We start from the raw sequence: 25,442 nt of genomic DNA on the forward strand, positions 1-25,442 counted from the left end.
CGTTCCTCTCCCGCAGGACGGGTTGTTGGGCACGATTATGCGGCCAAGGCGGAGCCGGGAAATTGACGCGAATCAAGTTTTATGGAGCAATGCGTAATTATTTATCTTTTTTGTTCCGCATATGGCTGATGATACGCCAACAATGCCTTTCAAGGCATTTTTCCGGAACGGATTTTCAACGCACCCTGTTGATCACGGGCGAATCGTGGGTTAGCTTGATCGGCAAGATGGCGGCCACACAAGGACTGCCACGAGGCATGACCGGGAGACTTTGCCATGGCCACCAGACTGCCAGCCCCCCGGCACATCCTGTCCAGAGGAGCCCGGTAATGGTCGATGTTCCCTATCTCGCGCGCGGCTGGATGCCGGTGGAAACACCATCCAGCGTGCTGGTCAGTTCGTCGAAATACCTCAACAACCCGGCCTTGCGCGAATGGCTGGCGATGATCCTGTTGCGCCGCAACGGGCCGGACATGCCGCCCCAGGCGGAAATGCACGAATTCCTGCCGATCCTCGAATCGCTGCGCGACCACGACCGGATCGAGGCGATGTTTGACCAGGAACGGCGCGAAAACCCCGCGCTCGACGCCTGGTTCAAGGAAGGCTTTGTCTCGACTTATACAATCGAGGATTTTTCGAAATATGCGCCCGAATCTCTGGGCGGCATTCTTTACACCCAAATGACCCGCGGCGCTTACGAGCTGCAGATCGTGCCATGGAGCGAGCCGAAGACGCAGTTGCAATTCTACAACTTGCGGTCGGGGCAAACGCACGATTTCGAACATATCCTGACCGGCGGCGGGTTCAATTTCATGGGCGAACTGGTGCCCTACTGGTATCGGCTGACCAACGTGTTCAAGTTCATCCGCAATCCCGAACTGGCCGCAGAACTCAGCATGATCCAGATTTTCGGATCGCTGCGCTATACCGTGCGCACGATGCTGCATTACCCGCACGTCTGGCCGACGTGCGTCAACGCCATCCAGCGCGGGATGCGCGTGGGCCAGCAAAGCGATGCGCTGTTCCTGGCGCGGCTGGAAGATCACTTTCACTTGCCGCTGAACGAGGCCCGTGCGGCGCTGGGTGTGCGCGGCGCGGTCGATGTGGATACCGACGAAGCAGGCGCCTTCTGGGCCGAACGTGGCCCGCTGCCCGCCTCCCCGCTTGCGATGGAGCCTGCCTGATGCGCGCCGATCTCCTCATCACCGGGGGCATCGTTGTCGATGGCACCGGGGGCGCACCGTTCGTGGCCGATGTCGCGCTGACGGGGGACCGCGTGACCTGGGTCGGCCCGCGCTTTGCCGGAACCGCTGCCGAAACCATCGATGCCACAGACTGCATCGTCACCCCCGGCTTCGTCGATATACACACCCATTACGACGGGCAGGCGATCTGGGGCGAGGAAATGTCGCCCAGTTCCAGCCATGGCGTGACCACGGTGGTCATGGGCAATTGCGGGGTCGGCTTTGCCCCTTGCCGACTTGCTGACCACGACGCGCTGATCCGCCTGATGGAAGGGGTCGAGGACATTCCCGGTGTGGTCATGGCGCAAGGACTGCCGTGGGACTGGGAAAGCTTTCCCGAATATCTGAACGCGCTCGAAACCCGCCCGCGCGACATCGATGTCGCCTGCCTCCTGCCGCACAGCCCCTTGCGCGTATGGGTCATGGGCAAACGCGCGCTTGCGCGCGAAGCCGCGACGGCAGGCGACCTTGCCGAAATGCGCCGGATCGCGGGCGAGGCAATGGCCGCCGGTGCGATCGGCTTTGCCACGTCGCGGCTCAACATCCATCGCACCAAGGCGGGCGAGCTGATCCCGACCTATGGCGCCGATCCGGAGGAATTGCAGGCGATCGCCGGCGCGCTCAAGGATGCGGGAAAAGGCGTGTTGCAGGCGGTGCTGGATGCGCCGTTTGCCGCCTGGGAAGACGAATTGCCCAAGCTGCTGGCGGTGGCCGAAAGCGCAGGACGCCCTGCGACATTCACGTTTGCGGTCAGCAACAGCGGCCCGCCAATCTGGGAGAGCGCGCTCAAGGTGGTCGATGCCGCCCGGGCGCGCGGCGTGGAAGTCTGGCCGCAGATCCTGCCGCGCCCGATCGGCATGATTTCAGGCTGGGCCTTGTCGACGCACGCGTTCTGCCTTTGCCCGACGTACCTGCCGATTGCGAACCTGCCGTTGGACGACCAATTGGCACACCTTCGCGACCCGGCATTTCGCGCGGCACTGATCGCCGAAATGCCGCAGGCGGGGCATCCGCTGGCGATGCTGACGCGCAATTGGGACTGGATGTTTCCGTTCGGCGATCCGCCCCGCTATGAACCCGCGCCCGAAACCAGCATTGCCGCACTGGCCCGCGCGCAAGGCCGATCACCCGAAGAGGTGGCCTATGACACGATGATGGAACGCGACGGGCAGGGCATGATCCTCAACACGCTCGGCAATTTCCACGATGGGCGACTGGACGAATTGCTGCCGCTGCTGCGCCGCCCCGACACGGTCATGGGACTGGGCGATGGCGGGGCGCATTATGCCGCGATCTGCGACGCCAGCTATCCCACGTTCCTGCTGACCTATTGGGTGCGCGATCGCGACGGCGATCGCCTGTCACTGGCCGAGGCGATCCATGCGCTGTCGGCCAAGCCCGCCAAAGTCATGGGGCTGGACGACCGGGGCATTCTTGCCCCCGGCTTCAAGGCCGATGTCAATGTGATCGACCTCGCCGCGCTGTCGCTCCATGCGCCGGTGGTGCGGTTCGATCTGCCGGGCAAAGGCCGGCGGCTGGACCAGGCGGCCACCGGCTATGTTGCGACATTGGTCAATGGCCGGGTGATCCGCCGCCACGATGCCTCGACCGGTGCGCGTCCGGGGCGCGTGGTGCGCGGATCGCAATCGGCGCCCGCAGAGCCGCTCCCGGCCTGATCAGGCGGCGGGCGGTTCGGCCAGCGCCAGCACGGTCACGCTGCCGTCTTCGCCGATCTGTTCGGTCACCATCGACGTGACCCGGCTGACGCTTTGCGCGATCCACCAGCGTCCGGCGTGGCGGCGATAGACATCCTCGTATTCCACCGCGAGCCGCACGATCTGACGTGGCCCGGTCAGAATGGTGCGGAAATTGAGCGACCACAGCCCGTGCGCCTCATCGGGGCCGACCAGATCGATTTCCCAGTTGGTGGCGTGGTGCAAGTCATAGACTCCGCCCTGGCAGGCCATCTGTTCAAAGATCGCGACAAACGCGTCGCGGTCGGAAAATTCGGGGAAGTTCTGATAGGCGATGCGCACGCCGGTCGGCAGGAAGCAGTCGCGCACCTGATCCACCTGTTTCAGGTCACAGGCCCGAAGATAATGCGATTTCAGGCGACGGATCGCCTCCTTGTCCTCCAACGCGGCAAGGCGTGCGGCAAGATCCTCGATCGTGACAGGCATCATTCTCTCCCATTGGCATGATTCGCGGCATTGTCCGGCAAAATGTTACGCAAATACCGAAATCATGGCGACATGTATCCACAGTTGCGCACAAAATCGCAAATCACGCTAGGCCTTCAGGGCCCCGTCGAGAAACAGCGCGACACAGCGCGCCGCGTGCCGTGCCAGATCGTCGCGACCGGGCAAAGGCAGGCCGACCATCATGGTGTTGTGCATCGGGGACAGCGCCATGGCCAGAAACAGCATGGTCCGCTCCACACTGCCCGCCGCTTCGAGCCCATGCCCGCGCAGCCAGCGTGCCAGCGGTTCGACCATGTAATCGAGATGCCCGCGCTGCACGGCTTCAACCAGTTCGGGAAATTCGGCGGATTCGCGCATGCTCAGCATGCCCATGCCAAAGCTGTCCTCGCGCGTCAGTTCACCGTGCAGCGCCATGACATAGCGTTCGAGCGCGCCGCGCACGTCGCCGCCCCCGTCACTCGCAGGCGTCAGCCCGGGAAAGCGTTCCGCCCCCGCTACGACGCAGGCCCGGAACAGCGCCGCCTTGTCACGATGCCAGGCGTAAAGCGTGCGCTTGGTGATCCCGGCGGCGGCCGCGACTTCGTCCATCGTGGTCAGGCGATAACCGCGCGCGACAAAGATTGTGCGCGCAACCCCGATCAGATGCGCCATGCGCAGCCGGGTCTGATCCGCCGAAGGTCGCCCGCGCCGGGCCGTAGGCGTTTTTTCCTGTGGCACGCGCTCTCCATGGCTTGCGCCGCTGCATGAAGCAATCCCGCTTGCTAAATATACTTTCAAGTATATTATAAGGCCCGACAAGGCGCAATCCACGTGCCGCCCCCTGGGAGAGGACAATGGCAATGCAGCCTGCGACCATGATGGCCGCGCATGTGCATGGGCCGGGCGATGTGCGGCTCGACCCCATCGCGGTGCCCTTGCCTGGCCCCGGCGAAGTGCTGGTACGCGTGGCCGCCTGCGGCATCTGCGGCAGCGATCTGGGGTACATTGCCAAGGGCAGCCTCGATGGCGTTCACCCCTTGCTTCACCCCCTGCCGATCGGTCACGAATTCGCCGGAACCGTGGTTGCGGTGGGATCGGGCGTCGACGGCGTGGCGACGGGATCGCGCGTCGCGGTCAATCCCGACCGGGCCTATATCGGCGGCGGCGGGCCGGATGGCGCCATGGCGCCCTATATCCGGGTCGGCGCGGCGAAAATGGGCGACACGCTGTTTCCCCTGCCCGATCATGTCTCCTTTGCCGACGCGGCGCTGGCGGAACCCCTGTCGGTCGCGCTGCACGGTTTGCGCATGGTCTGCGCCACTGCGGCTGATTCTGTCGCGATCCTGGGCGCGGGGCCGATCGGGCTGTGCACGGTCGCGCTGCTGCACCACATGGGCGCACGCCGGATCGCGATTTTCGACCGGGTGGACAGTCGGCTCGAACGTGCCCGCGCGCTGGGCGCGAGCCTGGCCGTCAATGTCACGACCGAACCGCTGTCGGCGGCGCTTGGCCGATGGCACGGGGCCGGTAATCGCTTTGGCGCGCCATTTGTCGGCACTGATGTGTTTGTCGATGCGGCAGGATCAGGCCCCGCGCTGGCCGAGGCGATCGGCCATGCCAAAAAAGGCGCGCGCTTGGCCGTCATCGCGCTGCACAAGGCGCCGCTGCCGATCGACCTGTTCCGCCTGATGGCCAACGAGATTACGCTGGCCGGGGCCATCGCCGACGATCGCCCACGCGAATTTGCCGAGGCCTTGGCGATGATCGCCGAAAATGGCGCCGCGCTCGCCCCGCTGATCAGCCACAGCTATCCGTTTGATTGCTTTGCCGAGGCGCTTGCCATGGCCGCCGATGCGGACAAGGCGGCGAAAGTCATGCTGACCTTTCCCGAAGGTGCGGCATGACCGATATCGTGATCCGCGACATGGCCGACCCGGTCATGACCCCGGGCCTGATTGCCGCGCGCGAGGGACCGGCTGATTTTCCCGACTATCTGACCGCCGAACAGGTGATCGAACGCGCCGTGGCCGAAACCGGGCTGCGCGAATTCGACGACGATGGGGCGCCGGGGCTGCTTGAACGGCTCTCGGTCACGCTGCAAGCGCTGTACGAGGACAAAGGGCTGACGCGCGGCGGGCGCATCACCATTGTCGGCAATGCCGTCCGCGCGCTGGCCAATCGCCTGCGTGTCGACGATCTGGTGCGCCGCCATCCGGAAATTCGCGACATTGCGATCGAACGCCCCATCTTCATCGCCGGATTGCCGCGATCGGGCACCACCCACCTCGTCAACTGGCTGGCGCGCGATGACCGGCTCAATTCCCTGACACTGTGGGAATCCGAAGAGCCGGTTCCTGCGGTGCAGATCGCACATGGAGAAGCCGATCCGCGCCTTGCCCGATCGGCCGAAGTCTGGGCGACATTCGGCGCGCTGCTGCCGCACATGGCGGCGATGCATGAAATGGCGGCGACCGGGATCCACGAAGACAACGAACTGCTGTTCATGGATCTCAATTGCTACAGTTGGGAATTCCAGGCCCGCCTGCCGCGCTGGATCGACCACTATTTCGCGCACGACCGCACCGGATCCTATGCTTATGAGAAAAAGGTGCTGCAAGTGCTGTCGTGGTACCGGGGCGAAACGGGGCGGCGGCGCTGGCTCTTGAAATCACCGCAACACATGGAAAACCTGGCCGCGATCAAGGCGGTGTTTCCCGACGCGACGATGGTCATCACGCACCGCGATCCGGTCGACGTGCTGCGCTCGCTGACCACGATGCTGGGCTATTCCGACCGCATCCGTCGCCAGCCGACCGATCCTGAAGGGCTGGCACGCCACTGGATCGACCGGATCGAACGGCTGTTGCGCGCCTGTGTCGCAACCCGCGAAGTCTGGCCGGCGGGCCAGTCGATCGATGTGCTGTTTCATGAATACATGGCCGATCAGCCGGGCATGGCGCGCGCGATCTATGCCCGCGCCGGCTTGCCGCTGACGGACGAAGCGGAGGCGCGGCTGAACGGCTATCTCGCCGAAAACCCGCGCCATGCCGCAGGCCGGGTGATCTATGACCTGGAAGGCACGTTTGGCGTGGACCTTGCCGACCTGCGGCGCCGTTTCGCCTTTTATTACGACCGTTTCCCCGTGTTGCAGGAGGCCTAGGCGATGAACCGCCACGAAACCGCGCGCCAGCGGCTCAATTCCGGGCAGGCATGGGACGATTTCTGCGACACGCTGAAACGCGCCGGGCGACATATCGAGGCCTTTGACGGGCCGCTGTCCGATCTCGACCGCGCCGAATGGTACAGGTTCATGACCCGGCTGGCCCGTTCGAGCATGGAACGCCTGATCGAAAATGCCGAACCGACCCGGCCGCGTTTGCGTGACATGGTCTGGCGCCAGTCGATCAATGTCCAGACGGTCGATCAGGACCATCTGATGTGCCAGTTTGATGCGGCACGCGATTATCGTATCACCGGCACGCGCGGCACTATCCCCTATTTCGTGATGGCGGTGCTGACCTGCCCTGCCCCGCCGACTCCGGGCGCCGAGGACTGGGCGCCGCAAGGACTGGACGGACTGGCGCGGTTCGATCCCGGCAACCTCAAGACCACGGGCTTTCTCGCCAGCCAGCAGATCCCGGTGGGCAGAGACGGCACGTTCGAAGTGATCGCGTCGCAGCACAATCCGGGGCCTGGCAAGACCTGGCTGAAGCTCTCGCCCGAGACGAATTGCATCCTGATCCGCCTGACCTGGCGCGACCGCACGCAGGACGTGGCCCCCGCCATGACGATCGAACGCATGGACCATGCCGCGCCCGAACCGATCACCCCCGCGCTGATCGCCGACGGCCTCGCCTGGACCGGGCAAGCCGTGCTCGGCTACGCCGAACTGGTGCGCAACTGGTGGCAGGGCAGCCAGGGCAACTTTGCCGCGCGGCTGAACCGGCTGGACTACAGCCGCGCGCAATACCTGTCGAATGGCGGCGTGCCCGATCGGCATGTCGCATTCGGCGGCTGGGAAAAGCGGCTGGACGAGGCCCTGGTGCTCGAGTTCACCCCGCCGCCGTGCGAATACTGGAATTTTCAGGTGTGCAATATGTGGCAGGAAAATCTCGATACGTTTGAAGATGGCAACGGCTGGATCAACAACACCCGCCACCGTGCCGAACCCGATGGCCGGGTGCGCGTGGTAATCGCCGAACACGATCCGGGCACGGGGGGCAACTGGATCAATTCCTATGGCCATGAACGCGGCATCTGGGGGCTGCGGCTGGTGCAGACCACCCGGACTGTGCCGGTGCGGCTGTGGCGCGCGCCGCTGGCGGGCGTTGGTACGCTCGATCCCGCACAGGCCGTGCTGACCGGCCAGTTCGTGGATTGATGGCAATGGGACCAAACGACCTTTGTTTCTGCAGCGCACCGTTCCTGCACGTGCCGCTGCTCGATCGGCTGGCCCCCCTTCGCGCGGCGGGATTTGCCGCCCTGTCGATCAGCCCCGGCGATGTCTGGGCGCTGGAGGCGCAAGGAATGGCGGTGCGCGACATTGCCGCGCGGATCGGCGATGCCGGCCTTGCCATTGCCGAGCTCGATTGCATCGCCTGCTGGATGGACCACCAGCAGCAAGGTGCCGACGATGACCTGTCGCGCCTGTTGCGCATGCTGACCCCGGAACGCGTGATCGAAACCGCCGCGCGGCTGGGTGCGCTGTCGGTCGCGCTGATCGACATGTCGCCGAAACCCACCCCGGTCGATGTCGCCGCGCAAGCCTTTGCGCGGGTGTGCGACATGGCCGCGGAGCATGGCCTGAAAGCGCATATCGAATTCCTGCCGGTGGGCGGCATCCGCTCGCTGGCCGATGCCTGGGCTATCGCTGCGGCAGCGGGCCGCGCCAATGGCGGGATCACGCTTGACGCCTGGCATTTCCACCGCAGCGGTTCGACGCTGGACCTGCTGGCGACCATCCCGGGGCAGCGCATCCACGCGGTGCAACTGTGCGATGCCCTGCCAAGCCCCCTGCCCGACGCATGGGCCGAACTGATGACGCAAAGGCTGCTGCCGGGCGAAGGGGCGATCGATCTCGTCGGCCTTATCCGCACGCTCGATGCGATCGGTTGCACAGCGCCGACCGGCGTCGAAGTGTTCAATTTACGCCAGAATGATCAATCACTGGCCAATACTGCGCGAGACTGGGTCACCAGCACGCGCGCGGTACAGGCCAAGGCAAGGACCCGCCCATGAGCGAAAACCCCATCGGCGCCGCTGTCGTCGGCACCGGCTTTGGCCTGTTTACCCACGTGCGCGCCCTACGCATGGCCGGCTTCGAAGTCCGCGCGATCATCGGCCGCGATCTGGCCAAAACGAAGGCGCGCGCCGCACCACTCGGGATTGCGCGCGCCGCCAATGACTTGCCCGCGCTGTTGAACGATGATCCGCAGATCCGGCTGGTTACCGTGGCGACCCCGCCGCATGCTCATGCCGGGCCCGTGTTTCAGGCGCTGGCCGCAGGGCGCCACGTCGTGTGCGAAAAGCCCTTTGCCCGCGATCTGGCCGAAGCGCGCCTGATGGTGAAGGCCGCGCGCGAGGCGGGTGTGGTCGCTCTCCTGGGGGCCGAATTCCGCTATGACAGCGCGCAGGCGTTGCTGGCAAGGGTGGTGCATGCGGGCATGATCGGCGATCCGCTGCTGTTCCACCGCATCTATCAGCAACCCGGCAATCAGGCCGGCGAACAGGACGAACCGCTGGCCGACTGGTGGATCGATGCCGCACAAGGTGGCGGTTTTCTCGGCGCATTCGGCACGCACATGATCGATCAGGTGCGCGCCACGGTGGGCGACATCACGGCGGTCAGCGCGATCCTGCGCAAGCTCTCGACCGGACGCCCCTCGATGACTTCGGACGATTACTACAATGTGCAATTGCATTGCGCCAACGGTTGCATGGCGGTGATCGAGGCGGCGATGTGCCTGCCCGGGCCGTTCACGATGGGCACGCGTGTGGCCGGCACTACGGGCGCGGCGTGGATCCAGTCGGGCGCGGCCTTCGGCGAACCCGAACAGGTCTGGTTGCAGGATGCACAAGGCGCGCGCGCGCTGCCGATGCCGCCTGAATTGACCAATTCCGCGCCCGAACCCTTTCCCGTGACCGAGCTGATCCAGACCGAGATGGATCGCTGGCACACGCAAGGGTTCGATGTGGCGCCTTATGCCAAACTGTTCGGGCAGGCGCGCGCGCTGATCCTGGGTCAGCCGACACCGCTGCCCGATCCGGCGGCCGATTTCCACGATGCTGCCGCCGGACAAGCCGTGCTCGACGCTGCGCGCGCCTCGGCCGAAGCGGGGCAATGGATCGCAGTGGAGGCGCCATGATGAAAACGGGCCACGATTTTTCCGGAGCGCATGTGCTCGTCACCGGCGGCACCAGCGGGATTGGCGCGGCCTGTGCGGCGTCGTTTCGTGACGCGGGCGCATGGGTGACGATCACCGGCACGCGCGCTTCGCCTGCCGACTATGACCATGACTTGTCGGGCTTTGGCTATCACCGGCTCGACATCGAACAGCCCGACCAGATCGATGCGCTGGCCGCATCGCTCCCCCGGCTCGACGTACTGGTCAACAACGCCGGGTTTGCCCTGCCCTCGATCGGGCTCGACGAATGGGAGCCCGATGTGTTCGATCGTGCCGTGGCCATGCTGCTCAACGCCGCATTCCGAATGGCGCGACGCTCGGTCGACCTGCTCGCCCAAAGCGTGATTCCGGGCGGCGGCTCGGTGATCGGCATTGCCTCGATGAGCAGCTATTTCGGGATTCCGATAGTGCCCGGCTATGGTGCGGCCAAGACCGGATTGGTCGGGTTGACGCGCACGATGGCGGTGCATTGGGGTCCACGGCGCGTGCGCGCCAATGCGGTTGCGGCGGGCCTGACGCGCAGCCGCATGACCGCCGACACTTTTGCGCAAGACGCATGGACCGCGCCCACCCTTGCCCGCACGCCGCTGGGCCGCCTTGGCGAGGCCGAGGATATTGCCGGTGCAGTGCTGTTTCTCGCCAGCCCTGCGGCAAGCTGGATCACCGGTCAGACTTTGGCCGTGGACGGCGGCTATACCGTCAGCGGTTGAACATCAGCGATTGAACATCAGCGGTTGAACAGGGGCAGCCGGGCATAGACCGGATCGTCGCGCCCTGCCCTGCCCCTGCCCACGCCATCGCTGCCGAAATCGTCGCCCGCATTCGCCGGCAGATCCTCGGCATGGTCGAGGATGAACGAACGGTGGGCAAAGCGCCAGATGCCGTCGCGGCGCTCATAGCGGTCGGCATAGCGGCCCCAGGCCACGAATTGCCGCGTGCCATCGAGCGTCAGGTGCCAGGCCCGCGCCACCACCTCACCCTCGGCCCGATCACCATCAAATGCGTAAAGCGCGCTCAGCATGACATGGCTGGTGGCGCGCCAATGGGCCATCATGCCGGGCAGCCAATCGACGTAGCCTTTGGCCGATCCGGAGTAATAGGGCGTGTGATCGTCGGTGCCGTCATCATGATACAAGCTGAGCACGAGATCATAGTCGCGCCGGTCGATGCCATGACCGTAGGCCGCCACCAGATGGCGCAACGCCTCGCGGTTCGCGGCCTCTTGCGCGCTTATAGCGCGCGGGGCCAGCGGATGGTCAGACACCAAAGCCCCCTGCGACCGAGATGGTCTGCCCGGTGACGTAGTTGCCACGCCGACCGGCAAGGAACACGGTCGCCTGACCGATATCCTCTGGCGTGCCCCATCGCTTGAGCGGCAGCATCGCCTTGACGGCAGCCTCCCATTCGGGGGTAAACGTGCCCGCCTCCTGCCCGACCCTGAACTGCCCGGCGTCGATCACGCCGACGAGGATCGAATTGGCGCGGATCTCGTGGACCCCCTCTTCCTTCGCGATCCCCTTGACGAGCGCTTCGTTGCAGGCCTTTGGCGCGACCGACAGCCCATCGAGTTGCGGCCACCAGTCATGCCCCGCGCTGCCCAGATGCACGAAACTTCCGCCGCCATGGGCGCGCAAGTGCGGCAAGGCGGTGTGTACCGCGTTGTTGAAGCCGAAGGCCTCGATTTCCATCGACTGGCGGAACATGTCTTCGCCCCAATCGGCAATGCGCACTTGCGGCACGACCGGCCCTGCCCCCCAGACCACGGTGTGAATGCGGCCATGCACCGCCACCGCTTCGGCAAAGCCTGCCTCGACTTCGGCACGGTTGCGCACGTCCACGCGGTGGACACTGGCCTTTGCCCCCAGCGCGCGGATCGAATCGGCAACCGCTTCGGCCACATCCGCCTTGGAACGGTAGACGACGGCCAGATCGCTGCCGGCCCTGGCCAATTCCAGCGCGACGCCCCGGCCAATCCCGCCGCTGCCCCCGAACACGATGGCCGCCCCGCTCGGAAATTCACCACTCACCCCAAATACCTTTCATTATCATTTTATTGGAGATTGGCCCGGTCTGTCCGCGCGCGCAACGGCCGCCACGCGCACCCCGTGCATTTGGCGTCGCAATCTGTTCCTTTCGGCGCATGCGGCGCGGAACGCAGGGTAGTCGCCTTCGTGATCGAGCACGACAAACCCCCTGATGCGCAGGCGCTCGGCCAGGATCAGCCCTGTGGGCAGAGTGCTCGATTCCAGCCCGCCATCCAGCCGGTCGATACAGGCGTCCACGCCCAGTTGACCGGTCACGAACGCGCATTTTGCGGCCCGCGGGCGATCCCGATCACGCGCAGTCCATCGGCCTTTGCTATCTGCACCACGGTCATTCCGACCGCCTCGGCGGCTGCCGATACCACCATGGTTTCGCCGGCCTTCGCGCCGCAGAACCGGCGATAGCCGACCCACCCGGTAAAGGCTGACCGTCCGACTGCGGCAAGATCTGCCCCGGCCCGGGCTCTGGCAAAGGTTCTCGCGACAGGGCAAAGTCCTCCGGACCCGGAACCGGACCCATCGGCCGCGCGATGCGCCATACCCGGTTGACGGGGGGGCTGGGTCATGCGGTCGCCTGTATCAGTTCGATCTGGTGGCCACCGGGATCGCAGACAAATGCCGGCCGCATCGCCCATTCGGGTATCTCGATCGCCCCTGTCAGATCACGGCCGCCATGTGCCACGTCCACCGCGATGCGGGTGGTCACCACGAAGCCAAAGGCCCCGGTATAGAACGCCTCCAGCGAAGAGATATCGCCGACTTTGAGCTTGGCGCGGGCAAAGGCCAAGACTGCCATGGCGTTATCTCCCCACAGGGTCCAGGCGTCAGGCGGCTTCGTCGATTGCGTCGGGCGGAATGTTGGTCGGCCCGCCGATATTGTAGGCCTGCGCCAGCACGCCGACAAAAACGTTGTCGTGCAGCGGGTCAGTCGGCACTTCGAAGGCGACCCCGCGCTTTTTCATGTCATCGATCAGCATGGTGATCGCCGTTTCGGCGCTGATGTCGTCGGTGTGCTCATAGGTTCGCTTCAGGTCGGCCATGTCCTTGAACAGGCGCGCACCCCAGTGAACGAGAAAGCGCATTTCCTGCCCGGGAACCTTCTGATTGACCTTGCCAAAGGTTTCCACCTGCCAACCAGTGGGATCTTCGGGATCGGCGCCAAAGGTGGATGTGATGTCCAGCCCCTGCGGCTTGCGCTGCGCGACAGGGCCGGTGGCCTGACCATGGTGGAACATCATCTCGTTTTCCACGACCACGGCCTTGCCCCACATCGGCGCGTTGATCTGCAACGGCTCTGCGCTGGGACCATTGGGCCAGCAATTGAAACCGCCACCGACTTTGCCATTGTAGTACCAGGCAATGACCTGCCCCTTTTTCGAGCGCCAGCGATCGAACAGGCACGACTTGGCCATTGTCAACAGAAGCCACAGCGGGGTGTTTTCCATAGTCATGCCGCGGAACACCGTGCCATCGAGATGCGGCGGCCCGCCGATCGGAGTCGGACCCTGGATGTTGAACAGGAACGTCTCTGGCTCCGCATACTGGCAATCCCAGTACTTGCGTACAAGGTCGAGGAAGCGCGAATTGTAATAGCAATCTTCCAGTTCGGGGTAGAGGCACACTCCGCCCCGCCCCAGATAGCCGCGAAACACCGGATTCAGCCCGATCATGTCCCAGGTCAGTTTTACGCCGGCAGGAATCGAACCCGAAATCGTCGCAACGACTTCTTCGGGGGTCTTGAAGTTTTCCGCCATGATCAGCGGCCAGGGGCCGTTGTCGCGGACGACCTTGAGCAAGCGGGCGTGCTGGTCCGCGCTATAGGCATCGTCGATCAGTTGCGGTGGGGCAACCGGGCGAAAGTTTTCAGCAAGTTGGTGAATCATGGCAGGTTTCTCCGAAGCTACAAGTGCAAGGAACGAGGTTCGTCAGTATTCAATGGCCACAGGCACGCAGAAATTTCGCAGCGTCTGGCTCGCACCCACCTCAGGCTTGTTTGGTGAGTTGTGTCAGAGTCCGAGCCAGCGCGATGACGTGTTTCCTGCCATGATCCGGCGGCAGGCGTCGCCCGGGGTCAGATCGTCCAGCCAGTCGCGCAGCATGTTGTCGATCCAGATGATCGCGCTGTAGAGCCCGGTCCCGGTCAAGCGCTCGTCATGCCGGTTCTTCATCCCGGCATAGTCTTCCTCGGAAAACTGGAAGAGCATGTCGGTGATGTAATCGACGATGATCCAGATCGCCGTCGAATAGACCGAGGCCTTGTAATGGAAACGCAGCGTTTCGGCATCGAGCGCAATGCCGCCTGCTGCGCGGTATTCGGCGATGAACGTGGCGATCGTTTCGCGTTGCAGCGCGATGTAGCCTTCCGGTTCGGGCATCATCAGCATGCTGCTGAGCGACTGACCGATGCTCATCTGCCCGGTCCCGCCCCAGTCGAGCAGGCCGACATGCAGCTTGCCCGCCTCGTCGCGCCAGTACCAGGCGTTGTCGATGTTGAGGTTGGAATGGCACAACCCGGTATAGTCGGGATCGGCGTGGAGCCAGGCGATCACCGTATCCTTGTTGGCAAGGCCAAACAGCACATCTTCGCGCCATTGCTGCAGAAAGGCGGGATCGGTCCCCTCGGCAATGAACAACTGCGGTGCGATCCGCCCGATGAAATCGACCAGCCGGTCGAGCCGGCCGGCAGATTCGGCTGATGGCCAGAAGTCGCGCGCCGCGCGGGCATAAGGAAAGTGCGCCTCGATATCATGGCCCATCGCGCCAACCTTGTGCGCGGCGACAAGACGGGCCAGCGAATGCGTCAAGACCCGATAATGGTCGTCCGCATCGGGCACCATGAAGTCCCGGCCCTTGTGGTGCGCGGGTTCGATCGGATCGACCCCGAACGCGATCTTGCCGGTGATCAGGATATAGTTGGCGGTGTGCGTGCAATAATCGGCGAAATAATATTTTGCCGTCTCGACCGGCACGATGCCCTTTTGCGAAAGCTGCGCCATCTGCACCTCGCCATGCGACATCCCGGCAAGCCCAAACTTGCGCACCGTATCGGCAGGCGGCATCTTCACGAACAGTTCAGCGGCAATCGCGGGATCGTCCTTGGCATAGGCAATCGTCACCAGCGCGTTTTCCGATGCCCCCATGACCTCGATCGGCTTTACCGAAAGGATCGCTGTCACCCGGTTGTCGGCACCCATCACGCCCGACGCATGAAAGGCGCGGGTCAGGAATTCCGGACCGAATTGTTCCAGCATGGCAAGCGAAAAGGGAAATTCGATGCCGTACGTATCGCCGGGTTGAACTTGCCCGTGGCGTTGCTGAAACGTTTCGAAGTCAAGTTTCAGCACAGGCGCGGGCCCGGCTGTTTCCAGCACGGCGGCATCCAGCCAGCCCGCCGGACTGCTGATCCGCACACGCTGCGCATCGACTGAAACTTCGGCGCAAACGACCACGGTTCCGGCCGGCAGGTCATGCGTGACCGGCCCGGACGGGTCACACCCGACAGTGACCGTTGCGGTCGCGCCCGCCTTTGTCTGGTATCTTTTCCCCGCCGCCAGGATCAATCCTTCAGCCATGACCGCGCATCCTTACTGCAAAATCCGTCAGTTCCGTCTTGCTTTGAAAATTAGTTACCCAATTATTTGCGTAACTTGCAGGACATGACCTTCGGTATCGGCGACGAATGCGACGCGCATGCCGGCACCCGGGATCTCGCGAGCGGCCTCGATCACCTTGCCACCGGCCTGTTCCGCGCGGGCAACAAATGCATCGAGGTCTTGCGAGGCAAAGCCCATGATCAGTTCGCCCGTGGCTGGCGTTGTCACATCGTGAAAATGGGCGAGGATGAACATCGGGCCGCCGGGATATGTGGGCATATAGACCACTTCGGTAACCGGCCGACCGGCGATGACCGCTTCGACGCGCGTCATTTCGACCAACCCTGTGACCGACGAATAAAACGCGGTCGCGGCTTCAAGATCATGCACGTTCAGCTTGGTGAACATGAAATCGGTATCGAGCGCCCTGGCGCTGGGAATCTGCTGGGCCATGGTCATTTCTCCCGGATTGTCGTTTTTGTGATCATTCAATCCCCGGGCCGACCAGATGCCGGCCCGGGGACCGGGTCAGATCGTCAGAAGGTCCATTTCGCGAACCTGGACCGGCTCTGCACCTGGCGCGCGGGTGATCACAAAATCCTCGGTGCGCGGCGAGCGGGTCACGTGCCATATGTGCGAATTGTGGCGCGGCACGGCCAGGACCACCTTCTTGCCCTTGTCACGGTAATAGCCGTGGGCTTCGCCGCACTGGACCCACGCGGTATGGGCCAGATTGGTATCCATCTCGTCGACAAAGGCGCGCGTCGCGGCTTCGGTCACACCGACCGACGACAGGCCTTCATAGGAATAGGGATAAGGATCGAATTCGTCCTTCAGCGTGTGCAGCAGCGTGCGATCACCGGTGATCTGGATCAGGGACAGCAGCGCGACCACCGGATCGAGCGCGGCAATCGCCTCATCAAGCTTTGCAACATCGCCTTTGAACTGGGCCTGCATCCTCGGCTCCTTGGAAAATCGCGCTCTTTGGCGCCGTTGGATTTTTAATTACAACGATGTGTGCATTTAGTCAACGCAGCTTTGGTGGCTTGCGAAAAAAGCGGCGGTCGGCAAAAGGACAGGAATGACAGGGGCGACGACGACCAGCGAACCGGCCAGGAAAGGCGCGGGCCGGCCCAGCGCCGAAGAGGCGGAGCGCAAGCACGCCGCGTTGATCGAGGCGGCGCTGGAGGAATTCGCCAGCCGGGGTTTTCGCGGCGCGTCCTTGCGCACCATCGCAGGCAAGGCGGACATATCAACCCGCACGCTGTACAATCGCTATCCCGACAAGTTCGCGCTGTTTGCGGCCTGTCTTGAAGCATCAAGCGCGCAGTTGCGCCGCTTTACCTTGCAGACGGCACCGTCAAACGTGCCTGCGGCCGGCGCAGATCTGGCCGGCAACCTTGTCTCGCATGTCGTCGCGGTGCAGGAACAGCTTTCACAGGAACGCAGCCGCCAGATTGCCGCGCTGCTCTATCGCGAAGGCGCCGAATTCGCCGCCGTGCGCGAAATCGCGCGTCTGCAATTCGAACGCTACCAGGTCGATCCGGTGGTCGATATCCTGAGCCGCCACGGCATGACCGGCCCTTCCCTGCGCGACGAGGCCACGCAGTTCGTCGCCATGGCCCTTGGTGAATGGCAGCGTCGTCTCCTGTTCGGCGGCCCGCCAATGACGCGGGCCGACATGGAACGACAGGCCAGGGTGGTGGTCCGCATTTTTCTCCATGGCGCAGGTCGCGGAACAGAGCAGGCGTCCTGATCGCCGGACAAGGGCCATGGGCAGTCATGATGTGATCGGTCTCGTGCGTGGTTTCACGACACGGATCGGACAGGTCATCGCAATGATTCGACAAAACCGCTGAGCAGCCGTTTCTGCGTGGCAAGCAGCGACGGCGCGTCCGCCGGCTTGCCGGTCAGCGTCGCGATCAGCGGCCAAGTCGACGCGCCGCTGCCCGGCAAGCCCGGCCAGATACTCGTCGCCGAAAATTCCGAACTCGCCGGGAAAGGTGGCATGTAATACCAACTCAGAAAAAGGCCGCCATGCATCAACACTTGTCGACGCCTTGCTACGCGCGGATATACTGATCGGCGCAACTGGCGCGAAACCTGGTCAGCCGAACACTTCGGCGCGGACCCAGTCGACTGTCGGCGCGGCAGAATCAAGCCGCGCCTTGCCGAGCAGGCCCGACCAATAGCCTTCGGACCCTTCGGCGAGGCGCCATTCGTGCAGCCGGCGGGTCAGGAGTTGCAGATCGTATTCCTCGCTGATGCCGATGGCGCCATGCACGGCATGGGCGCTGCCGGCGACACGCGACGCGGCAATGGACGTGGTGATTTTGGCACTGGCCGCAAGGTGGACCGGCACCGCGATCCCGTGTGAAGCCCCCATGCGCGCGGCAATGCGGCAGGCGATCATGTCCTCGGCCATGACGGCCAGCATCTGTTGCAGCGCCTGCTGACGTCCGATCGGCTTGCCGAACTGCACGCGCTCATTGGCATAGGCCGCGCTCATTTCGGTCAACCGCGCTGTCGCGCCCGCGATCAGCGCAGCCCGCAGCACCGCCGCGACAGCGCGGAGCCCGCCTGCGGGGCGCGCAAGCGACGGACCTTGCGGCACGCCCGACAGCTTTGCCGAGACCGAGCCATGCACCCCAGTCGGCTGCGGATCGAGCGCGGCGATCGGCGACAGCACCACCACCATGCCAGTATCGACCAGCGCATGGTCGGCAAGCAATGCGCCCGGCACCGGCTGCGCCAGCGATGAAACCAGCACGATCGGCCCCGCAGGCGCCGCGATCCCGGCCTCCGCCAGAAGCGCGCGCGCCACCATGGTATCAGCCACCGGCAGCGGCAAGGCATGGGCGCCCAAGGCTTCGACCAACGGCGCGATCTCGCCCAGCGCAAGCCCTGCCCCGCCCCGATCCTCGCCCACAAGCGCGTCGAGATAGCCCGAATCCACGATGACCTGCCAAATCGGACGGATCGATCCACCGGCTTCGAGCGCGCGAACCGCAGCGGGGACGGCAACATCATCGAGCAGCCGCACGAACGGGCCCAGAAGATCCATGTCCTGCATCGTCATTCCCCCACTCACCGCAGCCCCATCCCGCGCGCAATGATCCCGCGCAGGATTTCGCGTGTGCCCCCGCGCAGAGAAAAACTCGGCGCGACATGCGTGACATAAAGCAGCGTTCGATAAAGCTCTTCGCTCACCGGTTCATCGGGATGGGCAGCCAGATCGTCGCCGATCACCAGCGGCAATTCCTGTTCGAAACCGGTGCCGCGATCCTTGACGATGCTCGCCTCGACCACCGGGCTTTCCCCGGCAGCGAGCCGCGCGGTGCAGGCAATCGACATGGCACGCAGCGTCGCCAGTTCTGCCGTGAGGCGTCCGACCAACGGCGCGCAGTCATTGCGCCCTATTGCCTGAAGATGGCGCACCCAGGCGTCGAGCAGCACGACGCTCGAATAGATCCGTTCGGGCCCCGAGCGTTCGAACGCGAGTTCCGCGCCGACCTGTTTCCACCCCTCGCCCTCGCGCCCGATCAGCGCGTCTTCGCCCAGCGCGACATTGTCGAAGAACACTTCGGCAAAATGCGCATCCCCGGTCAGGTCGACGATCGGGCGCACGGTCACGCCCGGCGCTTTCAGATCGACGATCACTTGCGAGAGCCCGGCGTGGCGGTCGTCCGACGTGCCCGAGGTGCGCACCAGCGCGATCATGTAATCGGAATGCATCGCGTTGCTGGTCCAGATCTTCTGCCCGTTGAGCAGCCAGCCCTTTTCCGTCCGCTCGGCACGCGTGCGCACGCTGGCGAGGTCAGATCCTGAACCGGGCTCGCTCATGCCGATGCAGAACAGCAATTCGCCCCGGCATATGCCCGGAATATAGCATTGCCGCTGCGCCTCGGTGCCGAAATGCAGGATCAACGGTGCGCTTTGGCGGTCGGCGATCCAGTGCGCGGCGACCGGCGCCCCGGCGCCGAGCAATTCCTCGACCACCACGAACCGGGCAAACGGCCCACGTTCCTGCCCGCCATAAGCCTTCGGCAAAGTAAGCCCGAGCAGCCCCGCCGCGCCCAGTGCGCGGCTGAACCCCGCATCGAACCCCTGCCACGACCGCGCCCGCCGATCGATGGAAATGCCCGCGACATGGCGGGCAACCAGATCGCGCACCACGCTGCGCAAGGCTTCGTCCTGTTCGGGCAATGTCGCAAGCGTCAGTGTATCGAACACGTGCGGCGGCTCCTCTTTTTACCGATTGCAATGTTTGGCGTTGGGCGCGCGCCGGGCTGTAATCAAATATTTAATTTGCGCCAAGCGATAGGTTTTGAATATCGCAATGTACGGTGATCGCCGATTGCCTTTGGCCGGCAATGTTCGATATTGCCGAGATAACAACCAGAATGACAGGGATGGGGAAGGATGGCCACAATCGTCTTGCCGCGCGCGATGCGGATCGGCGGCGGCACGCTGAACGAAGTGCCCGAGGCGCTTGCCCAAATGGGTCTTGGCGCGCCCGCCATCTTGACCGATGGCTGGATCGCCGCGTCAGGGGTGCTCGATCGCTTGATCGCCATCCTTGCCGCCGCCGGGATGACTGCGCGTGCCTACACTGCGGTGACCCCCGACCCTACCGTCGCGGGGGTCGCGGCAGCAACAGCCTTTGTCGGCGAAGGCCGGCACGATTGCGTCATCGGGCTGGGTGGGGGCAGTTCGATCGATACCGCCAAGGCGGTCGCGGTGCTCGCCACACAAGGCGGGTCGTTGCGTGCGTTGAAGGCACCGCACCAGGAAAACCGGCCCGGCCTGCCGATCATTGCCATCCCCACCACAGCCGGGACCGGATCGGAAGCGACCCGCTTCACGATCATCACCGACGAGGCGAACGATGAAAAGATGCTTTGCGCGGGCCTTGCCTATGTGCCGATTCTGGCGATCGTCGACTATGAATTGACCTTGACCAAGCCGCTGCGCCTGACCGCCGACACCGGGATCGATGCGCTGACCCACGCGATCGAGGCCTATGTTTCGGTCCGCGCCAACCCGTTCTCCGATGCGATGGCGATCGCGGCGATGCGGGCGATCTGGGCCAACCTCCAGGTGGTGTGCGATGATCCCGGCAACCGCCCCGCGCGCGAAGCCATGATGCTCGGCTCGTTGCAGGCGGGCATCGCCTTTTCCAACGCCTCGGTCGCACTCGTGCACGGCATGAGCCGCCCGATCGGGGCCCATTTTCATGTGCCGCATGGCCTGTCCAACGCCATGCTGTTGCCGGTGGTCACCGGATGGTCCGCCCCGGCGGCGCTCGATCGCTATGCCGATTGCGCGCGCGCGATGGGGCTGGCACAGCCCGGCGAAGGCGATCAGGCGAGCGTTGCCCGGCTGATCGAAGCCTTGCATGCCATCAACCGCAGCCTGGCAGTGCCCAGCCCGCGCAGCCATGGCATCGACCCCGCGCGCTGGACCGAATTGCTGCCGGTAATGGCGCAGCAGGCACTGGATTCGGGATCGCCCGCGAACAACCCCCGCGTGCCCGACGCAGCTACGATCGAGGCGCTATACCGCAAAGCCTGGGATTAGGGCGTAAACTCATAAACCGCCTCGATGGTGCGGTTTATGAGTTTACGCCCTGGACCGCCAGCGCCGCCGCCACGAAATTGCGCACCAGCGGCCCCGCGTCGAGCGCGTGGGCAAGCCCCATTTCGATCGGGATCGGATCGTCGAGCGGCACGATCCGCACCCGGGCCGTGGCGAAGCGCGCGCTGCGTAACGGGATCAGCGCGACGCCCAGCCCCGCCTCGACAAGGCTGAGGATCGTCTGCACCTGCACGGCCTCTTGCGCTACGCGCGGGGTAAACCCGGCACGCCGGCACGCCAGGCGGATCGTTGCATTGAGCACGCTGATTGGGCTGTAGATAATGAACCCGTGCTGTTCCAGCGCGGCCAGCGGTAACGAGGTGCGCCCGGACAGCGGATCGTGCGTGGGCAATGCCACGGCCAGTTCATCGCGTTCGATCACCGCGATCTCGACCGCAGAGGCATCCATCAGCGGCAGGCGCACCAGCCCGAGGTCAAGCCGCCGCGCGGCGATCGCGGCAACGATCTCGACACTGTTCATTTCCTCCAGCGCCAGTTCGACCAGCGGATAGGCGGCGCGGTAGGGGCTGATGATGCGGGGCAGCAATTGTCCAATCGCCGAACCGATGAAGCCGATGCCCAGCCGCCCGCGCAAGCCCGCTGCGCCCTGCCGCACCGAATCGCGAAAGCCTTCCGCCGCCGCCAGCGCCGCGCGCGCAGACGGCAGCGCCGCCACGCCCGCCGCAGTCAGGCGCACACCACGCGGTTCGCGCACGAACAGCGGCGTGCCCAGATCCTCTTCCAGCTTGCGGATCGCAACGGTCAGCGGCGGTTGCGAAATATGCAGCCGCTCTGCCGCGCGATGGAAATTGAGCGTTTCGGCAAGCACCGAAAAATAGCGCAACTGGCGCAAGTCCATGCCGTACCCTTTGATAGTCAATCAATATATAGAGAAGTTAATTCAATATTGGCCGATTGTGTCCGATTTTCCTAGCGATTCGATTCTGACATTTGCTACCGCTCTCGGCTAGGTGGTGCGCAAATATCAGAATCCTTTCGGACTACTATCAACTTTTTATTCCGGCTTATTTTCGTATATAATTCCCATTCCTTGCCCAACCCGCCACCGGCACCGGTGACAATGGCAACTTTGCCGTCAAAGCGCATTTTGCCCATTGTGGTTTCCCCATCCGCAAATACCGGACTGCTCAGTCGACCGCGATCTGCCGGGCAAGGTCGGGCATGACCGGCGGAGTCTGTTCGGTCAGGAATTTCACGCGTCCGGCGATGATCTGCGCGCTCATTTCGGGCTGACTGTGCACCCAGAAGCGATTTTCGGCGATCTGTTCGAGGAACAGGCGGCACCCTTCATCCAGGTCCATGCCATAATCGCGCATCATTTCGAACATCGCGCGGCGATGGCCCTGCGACTGGCCGGGTTCGTCTGCGCCATGTTCGGCGTTGAAGATGTTGGTGCGGATCATCCCCGGAACGATCGAGGACACGTGGATCGGCAGGTTTTTCAGCTCCATTTCCAGATAGAGGCATTCGCTGAACGCCTGCACCGCGTGCTTGGTCACGGTATAGGCGGTCTGGCCCGGCATCTGGCCGAACGCGCCGACCGACGACAGGTTGCCGATCCAGGCCTCCTTGCCGCTGGCGATGATACGCGGCACGAACGCACGCACGCCGTGGATCACGCCGTGAAGGTTGATGGCGAGCGTCGCTTCCCAGCGTGCCGTCGGCACTTCCCAGGTATAGCCGACCGTTTCGATCCCGGCGTTGTTGATCAACAGGCGCACTTCGCCATGGCGCTCGAACACCGTTTCGGCCAACCGGTCGAGCTCTTCGGGGCGCGATACATCGACCGTGATCGCCTCGGCCTTGCCGCCCGCAGCAACGATGGCATCGACCGTTGCCTGTGCCGTGGCCAGGTTCACATCGGCCACGACCACGGTCATGCCCAGCGCCCCGGCGCGCTGCGCCAGCCCTGCCCCGATACCCGAACCGGCCCCGGTCACCACCGCCACGCCGCCTGCGAAAACGTCCACGTCACGCGCCATTCGACTGTTCTCCGTCACTGGGCAAACACTGCCTTGAGAAAGGTACCCGCATCGCCCAGCACCGCCCGCGCGCCGGGCAGGAAACCGACCCAGGAAGCAAACCCATGGACCATCCCGGCATAGCGTTGCGTGGTCACTGCCACGCCCGCCGCCGCCAGCTTTGCCGCATAGGCTTCGGCATCGTCGCGGGTCGGATCGCATTCGGCCGTACCGACGAAATGCGGCGGCAGATCGGCATGGCTGGCGGCACGAAGGGGCGAGGCGCGATAATCGTCACGATCGGCAGGGTCGGCCAGATACTGTTCCCAGAACCAGGCGACATCGTCGCCGCGCAGGATCGGACCATCGGCGAATTCACGGGCCGAAGGCGTGTCGTCCGAAGGGTACGTGCACGAGCCATAGATGTTGACCACGCCGCGCAAAGGCGGACCGCCCCGGTCGCGCGCCATCAAGGCCAGCGCGCAGGCATGGTTGGCGCCGGCGCTGTCGCCAGCCACCGCGATCCGCGCCGGATCACCGCCCAGCGTGGCGCCATTGGCCGCGATCCACGCAAGCGCGGCATAGGAATCTTCGGGCCCCGCCGGAAAGCGGTGTTCCGGGGCCAGCCGGTAATCGACCGATACCACCATGGTCTGCCCCCAGGCGCACAGCGCACGGGCGATCATGTCCTGCGTGTCGAGATCACCGACGACATAGCCGCCGCCATGCATGTAAACGGTGATCGGGAACGGCCCTGCGCCTTCGGGCCAATAGAGCCTGAGACCGATCGGCCCCAACGGCCCGTCGATTGCGCGATCCTCGACCCGGGCGACCGCAGCATCGGCGGCGGGCGGAATGGCCACCGAACTGTCGTGCACCGACTGACGCAACAGGTCGAGCGACACGTTTCGCACCCCAGGCCATTCGGGCATGGCGGCAAGCATGGCGGCAATTTGCGGATCGACGGCCATTGTTGCGTCTCTCTCCCGGTCCATTATTATTAGTGTTTACTCACTTTAGCGGGCCGCACGAGCCGGAGTCAATCGCCCAAACGTCCATGGCCGACCTCTTCGCACGGACGCTGATCCAGCTCATAACCCAAACGGGTTATGCATCGGATCCTGCCAGGCGATACCCTGGGTTCAATCACACAGAATGCGCGTCCGGTCAGGGCGCCAGGGGAGAGAGCCATGAAATTCTCGATCATCTATGAAGCGCAGATGGTGGACACCAGCCGCGCCAACGAACAGGCGGTGTTCCTGCAGATCGTCGAACAGGCCAAATATGCCGAAACGATGGGTTTCGACTGCATCTGGTGCGTCGAACACACCGCGCTGACCCAATATGCCCATATGTCCGCACCCGAAACCGTGCTGGCGTTCATCGCCGGGGCGACCAGCCGCATCCATGTCGGCCACGGCGTGGTCTGCCTGCCGCCCGCGATGAATCACCCGGTCAAAGTGGCAGAACGCATCGCCACGCTCGATATCCTGTCGCAGGGCCGGTTGCATTTCGGCGTCGGAAAGGGCGGCACGCAGCAGGAGGCAGGCACATTCGGCTATGACCTCGGCGAATTGCAGCCGATGATCGATGAAGCGATGTACCTGATCCCCAAGATCATGGTGCAGGACGAAATCGAGCACGACGGGACTTATATCAAGATCCCCAAACGGCCGATCCACCCCAGCCCCTATCAGGATCCGCATCCGCCGATGTATATGGCCTGCACGCGCGAAAACACGCTGCTTGCGGCCGGTTCGCGCGGCATCGGCGCGCTGGTTCTGGGGTTTTCAGGGCCAGAGGAAATAGCCCGGAAGAATGCGATCTATCGCGAGGCCTGGGCGAACCGCAAGGCCGAGGACCAGGTCGGTTTCCGCCCGACCGAGCATCTGGCCGCGCTGTGTGCCGCAACCGTGCTCGACGATCGCGAAAAGGCGCGCAAGGTGGGGCTGCGCGGGCAACGTTTCTTCGCCGAATCGATCGGTTATTGGTATCAGGGCGGGCCCCGGCCGACTGTCGATGACAACCTGAGCGCCGAAGACCATGCCAAAGTGCTCGAAGCCGGCAAACAGGCAACCATCGCCTACTTGTCCGAAGAAGCGATCCCGGTGGGCGATGAACACCTGTCGAACTATACGATCGCGCAGGATGCCTACGGCACGCCCGACGACTGCATCCGCTATGTCCAGCGGCTGAAGGACGCGGGCGCCGACGAAATCCTGTTCATGTTCCAGATGGGCGGCATTCCGCACGATGTGATCATGGAAACGATCCGCAACATCGGCGAAAAGGTCATCCCGCATTTCCGCGCGATCGAGGCGGCAGACTCCGCCGAATGCGAAGCTGCGGAATAAGGCACG

Annotated in this window: 28 protein-coding genes; 11 read left to right on the forward strand and 17 right to left on the reverse strand. The window is 64.1% G+C overall.

Annotation, left to right across the window (positions count from 1 at the left end):
- The first annotated feature begins 329 nt into the window (after nt 1-329).
- Both AQZ50_RS00470 and AQZ50_RS00475 read left to right on the forward strand, forming a co-directional pair.
- Nucleotides 330-1,184, forward strand: coding sequence for a hypothetical protein (locus AQZ50_RS00470; protein ID WP_067741123.1), 855 nt, complete (start codon nt 330-332; stop codon nt 1,182-1,184).
- Complete coding sequence (locus tag AQZ50_RS00475) at nt 1,184-2,920, forward strand: N-acyl-D-amino-acid deacylase family protein (protein WP_067741126.1); 1,737 nt, start codon at nt 1,184-1,186, stop codon at nt 2,918-2,920. Before AQZ50_RS00470 ends, AQZ50_RS00475 begins: the two co-directional genes overlap by 1 nt.
- Here AQZ50_RS00475 and AQZ50_RS00480 read toward each other — a convergent pair whose 3' ends face one another.
- Together AQZ50_RS00480 and AQZ50_RS00485 are read right to left on the reverse strand one after the other, a co-directional pair.
- Nucleotides 2,921-3,424, reverse strand: coding sequence for a nuclear transport factor 2 family protein (locus tag AQZ50_RS00480; RefSeq protein ID WP_067742268.1), 504 nt, complete (start codon nt 3,422-3,424; stop codon nt 2,921-2,923).
- A 108-nt stretch (nt 3,425-3,532) separates the two neighbouring features.
- Nucleotides 3,533-4,162: a TetR/AcrR family transcriptional regulator gene (locus AQZ50_RS00485; protein ID WP_067741128.1), complete on the reverse strand. Its 630-nt coding sequence runs from the start codon at nt 4,160-4,162 to the stop codon at nt 3,533-3,535.
- Between the two features lie 116 nt (nt 4,163-4,278).
- Between AQZ50_RS00485 and AQZ50_RS00490 the strand changes: the two genes are divergently transcribed.
- Genes AQZ50_RS00490 through AQZ50_RS00515 form a run of 6 tightly spaced genes read left to right on the forward strand, consistent with a single transcriptional unit; the run spans nt 4,279 to nt 10,538 of the window.
- Nucleotides 4,279-5,328 carry a zinc-dependent alcohol dehydrogenase gene (locus AQZ50_RS00490; protein WP_231730034.1) on the forward strand — a complete coding sequence of 350 codons (1,050 nt, stop codon included), beginning with the start codon at nt 4,279-4,281 and terminating at the stop codon, nt 5,326-5,328.
- Nucleotides 5,325-6,584 carry a sulfotransferase family protein gene (locus tag AQZ50_RS00495; RefSeq protein ID WP_067741131.1) on the forward strand — a complete coding sequence of 420 codons (1,260 nt, stop codon included), beginning with the start codon at nt 5,325-5,327 and terminating at the stop codon, nt 6,582-6,584. Before AQZ50_RS00490 ends, AQZ50_RS00495 begins: the two co-directional genes overlap by 4 nt.
- 3 nt (nt 6,585-6,587) lie before the next feature.
- Nucleotides 6,588-7,805, forward strand: coding sequence for a hypothetical protein (locus tag AQZ50_RS00500; protein WP_067741134.1), 1,218 nt, complete (start codon nt 6,588-6,590; stop codon nt 7,803-7,805).
- A 5-nt stretch (nt 7,806-7,810) separates the two neighbouring features.
- On the forward strand, nt 7,811-8,662 hold the full coding sequence (locus AQZ50_RS00505) for a sugar phosphate isomerase/epimerase family protein (RefSeq protein ID WP_231730035.1): 852 nt from the start codon (nt 7,811-7,813) through the stop codon (nt 8,660-8,662).
- A complete protein-coding gene (locus AQZ50_RS00510; protein ID WP_067741140.1) occupies nt 8,659-9,789 on the forward strand; it encodes a Gfo/Idh/MocA family protein in 1,131 nt (376 codons plus the stop codon). Before AQZ50_RS00505 ends, AQZ50_RS00510 begins: the two co-directional genes overlap by 4 nt.
- On the forward strand, nt 9,789-10,538 hold the full coding sequence (locus AQZ50_RS00515; protein WP_067741143.1) for an SDR family NAD(P)-dependent oxidoreductase: 750 nt from the start codon (nt 9,789-9,791) through the stop codon (nt 10,536-10,538). The genes AQZ50_RS00510 and AQZ50_RS00515 overlap by 1 nt, the downstream gene beginning before the upstream one ends.
- Before the next feature lie 17 nt (nt 10,539-10,555).
- Here AQZ50_RS00515 and AQZ50_RS00520 read toward each other — a convergent pair whose 3' ends face one another.
- The 9 genes from AQZ50_RS00520 to AQZ50_RS00555 all read right to left on the reverse strand — a co-directional run bounded on the left by AQZ50_RS00520 (nt 10,556) and on the right by AQZ50_RS00555 (nt 16,420).
- Nucleotides 10,556-11,092, reverse strand: a complete 537-nt coding sequence (locus AQZ50_RS00520; protein ID WP_231730036.1) for a nuclear transport factor 2 family protein — start codon at nt 11,090-11,092, stop codon at nt 10,556-10,558.
- Nucleotides 11,085-11,855, reverse strand: a complete 771-nt coding sequence (locus AQZ50_RS00525) for an SDR family NAD(P)-dependent oxidoreductase (protein WP_067741147.1) — start codon at nt 11,853-11,855, stop codon at nt 11,085-11,087. The genes AQZ50_RS00520 and AQZ50_RS00525 overlap by 8 nt, the downstream gene beginning before the upstream one ends.
- An 18-nt stretch (nt 11,856-11,873) precedes the next feature.
- On the reverse strand, nt 11,874-12,128 hold the full coding sequence (locus tag AQZ50_RS21205) for a hypothetical protein (protein WP_067741149.1): 255 nt from the start codon (nt 12,126-12,128) through the stop codon (nt 11,874-11,876).
- Nucleotides 12,125-12,436, reverse strand: a complete 312-nt coding sequence (locus tag AQZ50_RS21210) for a hypothetical protein (protein WP_156427186.1) — start codon at nt 12,434-12,436, stop codon at nt 12,125-12,127. The genes AQZ50_RS21205 and AQZ50_RS21210 overlap by 4 nt, the downstream gene beginning before the upstream one ends.
- A complete protein-coding gene (locus AQZ50_RS00535; protein WP_067741152.1) occupies nt 12,433-12,666 on the reverse strand; it encodes a hypothetical protein in 234 nt (77 codons plus the stop codon). Before AQZ50_RS00535 ends, AQZ50_RS21210 begins: the two co-directional genes overlap by 4 nt.
- Before the next feature lie 28 nt (nt 12,667-12,694).
- On the reverse strand, nt 12,695-13,753 hold the full coding sequence (locus tag AQZ50_RS00540; RefSeq protein ID WP_067741154.1) for a hypothetical protein: 1,059 nt from the start codon (nt 13,751-13,753) through the stop codon (nt 12,695-12,697).
- A 123-nt stretch (nt 13,754-13,876) separates the two neighbouring features.
- Entirely contained in the window at nt 13,877-15,442 is a 1,566-nt protein-coding gene (locus AQZ50_RS00545) for a hypothetical protein (protein WP_067741156.1), read from the reverse strand.
- A 54-nt stretch (nt 15,443-15,496) separates the two neighbouring features.
- Nucleotides 15,497-15,916 (reverse strand): VOC family protein, encoded by a 420-nt coding sequence (locus AQZ50_RS00550; RefSeq protein WP_197412344.1) that lies wholly within the window; start codon nt 15,914-15,916, stop codon nt 15,497-15,499.
- A gap of 75 nt (nt 15,917-15,991) precedes the next feature.
- Nucleotides 15,992-16,420, reverse strand: coding sequence for a hypothetical protein (locus AQZ50_RS00555; protein ID WP_067741162.1), 429 nt, complete (start codon nt 16,418-16,420; stop codon nt 15,992-15,994).
- Nucleotides 16,421-16,544: 124 nt separating this feature from the next.
- Between AQZ50_RS00555 and AQZ50_RS00560 the strand changes: the two genes are divergently transcribed.
- Nucleotides 16,545-17,219 carry a TetR/AcrR family transcriptional regulator gene (locus AQZ50_RS00560; RefSeq protein WP_067741165.1) on the forward strand — a complete coding sequence of 225 codons (675 nt, stop codon included), beginning with the start codon at nt 16,545-16,547 and terminating at the stop codon, nt 17,217-17,219.
- A 74-nt stretch (nt 17,220-17,293) separates the two neighbouring features.
- On the opposite strand, the gene AQZ50_RS00565 is transcribed toward AQZ50_RS00560, so the two are convergent.
- From AQZ50_RS00565 to AQZ50_RS00575, 3 genes are read right to left on the reverse strand one after another with little or no spacing between them, the layout of a single operon-like run.
- Nucleotides 17,294-17,512: a hypothetical protein gene (locus AQZ50_RS00565; RefSeq protein ID WP_156427187.1), complete on the reverse strand. Its 219-nt coding sequence runs from the start codon at nt 17,510-17,512 to the stop codon at nt 17,294-17,296.
- Between the two features lie 58 nt (nt 17,513-17,570).
- On the reverse strand, nt 17,571-18,542 hold the full coding sequence (locus AQZ50_RS00570) for an acyl-CoA dehydrogenase family protein (protein ID WP_231730037.1): 972 nt from the start codon (nt 18,540-18,542) through the stop codon (nt 17,571-17,573).
- Nucleotides 18,543-18,550: 8 nt separating this feature from the next.
- Complete coding sequence (locus tag AQZ50_RS00575) at nt 18,551-19,696, reverse strand: acyl-CoA dehydrogenase family protein (protein ID WP_067741171.1); 1,146 nt, start codon at nt 19,694-19,696, stop codon at nt 18,551-18,553.
- A gap of 189 nt (nt 19,697-19,885) precedes the next feature.
- On the opposite strand from AQZ50_RS00575, the gene AQZ50_RS00580 reads away from it, so the two are divergent.
- On the forward strand, nt 19,886-21,043 hold the full coding sequence (locus AQZ50_RS00580) for an iron-containing alcohol dehydrogenase (RefSeq protein ID WP_067741174.1): 1,158 nt from the start codon (nt 19,886-19,888) through the stop codon (nt 21,041-21,043).
- 34 nt (nt 21,044-21,077) lie between these two features.
- Here AQZ50_RS00580 and AQZ50_RS00585 read toward each other — a convergent pair whose 3' ends face one another.
- The 3 genes from AQZ50_RS00585 to AQZ50_RS00595 form a co-directional block, all read right to left on the reverse strand.
- A complete protein-coding gene (locus tag AQZ50_RS00585; RefSeq protein ID WP_067741177.1) occupies nt 21,078-21,959 on the reverse strand; it encodes a LysR substrate-binding domain-containing protein in 882 nt (293 codons plus the stop codon).
- Nucleotides 21,960-22,248: 289 nt separating this feature from the next.
- Nucleotides 22,249-23,091 carry an SDR family NAD(P)-dependent oxidoreductase gene (locus AQZ50_RS00590; protein WP_231730038.1) on the reverse strand — a complete coding sequence of 281 codons (843 nt, stop codon included), beginning with the start codon at nt 23,089-23,091 and terminating at the stop codon, nt 22,249-22,251.
- 26 nt (nt 23,092-23,117) lie between these two features.
- Nucleotides 23,118-24,053 carry an alpha/beta hydrolase gene (locus tag AQZ50_RS00595; protein WP_067741183.1) on the reverse strand — a complete coding sequence of 312 codons (936 nt, stop codon included), beginning with the start codon at nt 24,051-24,053 and terminating at the stop codon, nt 23,118-23,120.
- Nucleotides 24,054-24,272: 219 nt separating this feature from the next.
- On the opposite strand from AQZ50_RS00595, the gene AQZ50_RS00600 reads away from it, so the two are divergent.
- On the forward strand, nt 24,273-25,436 hold the full coding sequence (locus AQZ50_RS00600) for an LLM class flavin-dependent oxidoreductase (protein ID WP_067741186.1): 1,164 nt from the start codon (nt 24,273-24,275) through the stop codon (nt 25,434-25,436).
- The last annotated feature ends 6 nt before the right edge of the window (nt 25,437-25,442 follow it).

The sequence above is a fragment of the Novosphingobium sp. Fuku2-ISO-50 genome (genome assembly GCF_001519055.1).
GTDB lineage: Bacteria > Pseudomonadota > Alphaproteobacteria > Sphingomonadales > Sphingomonadaceae > Novosphingobium.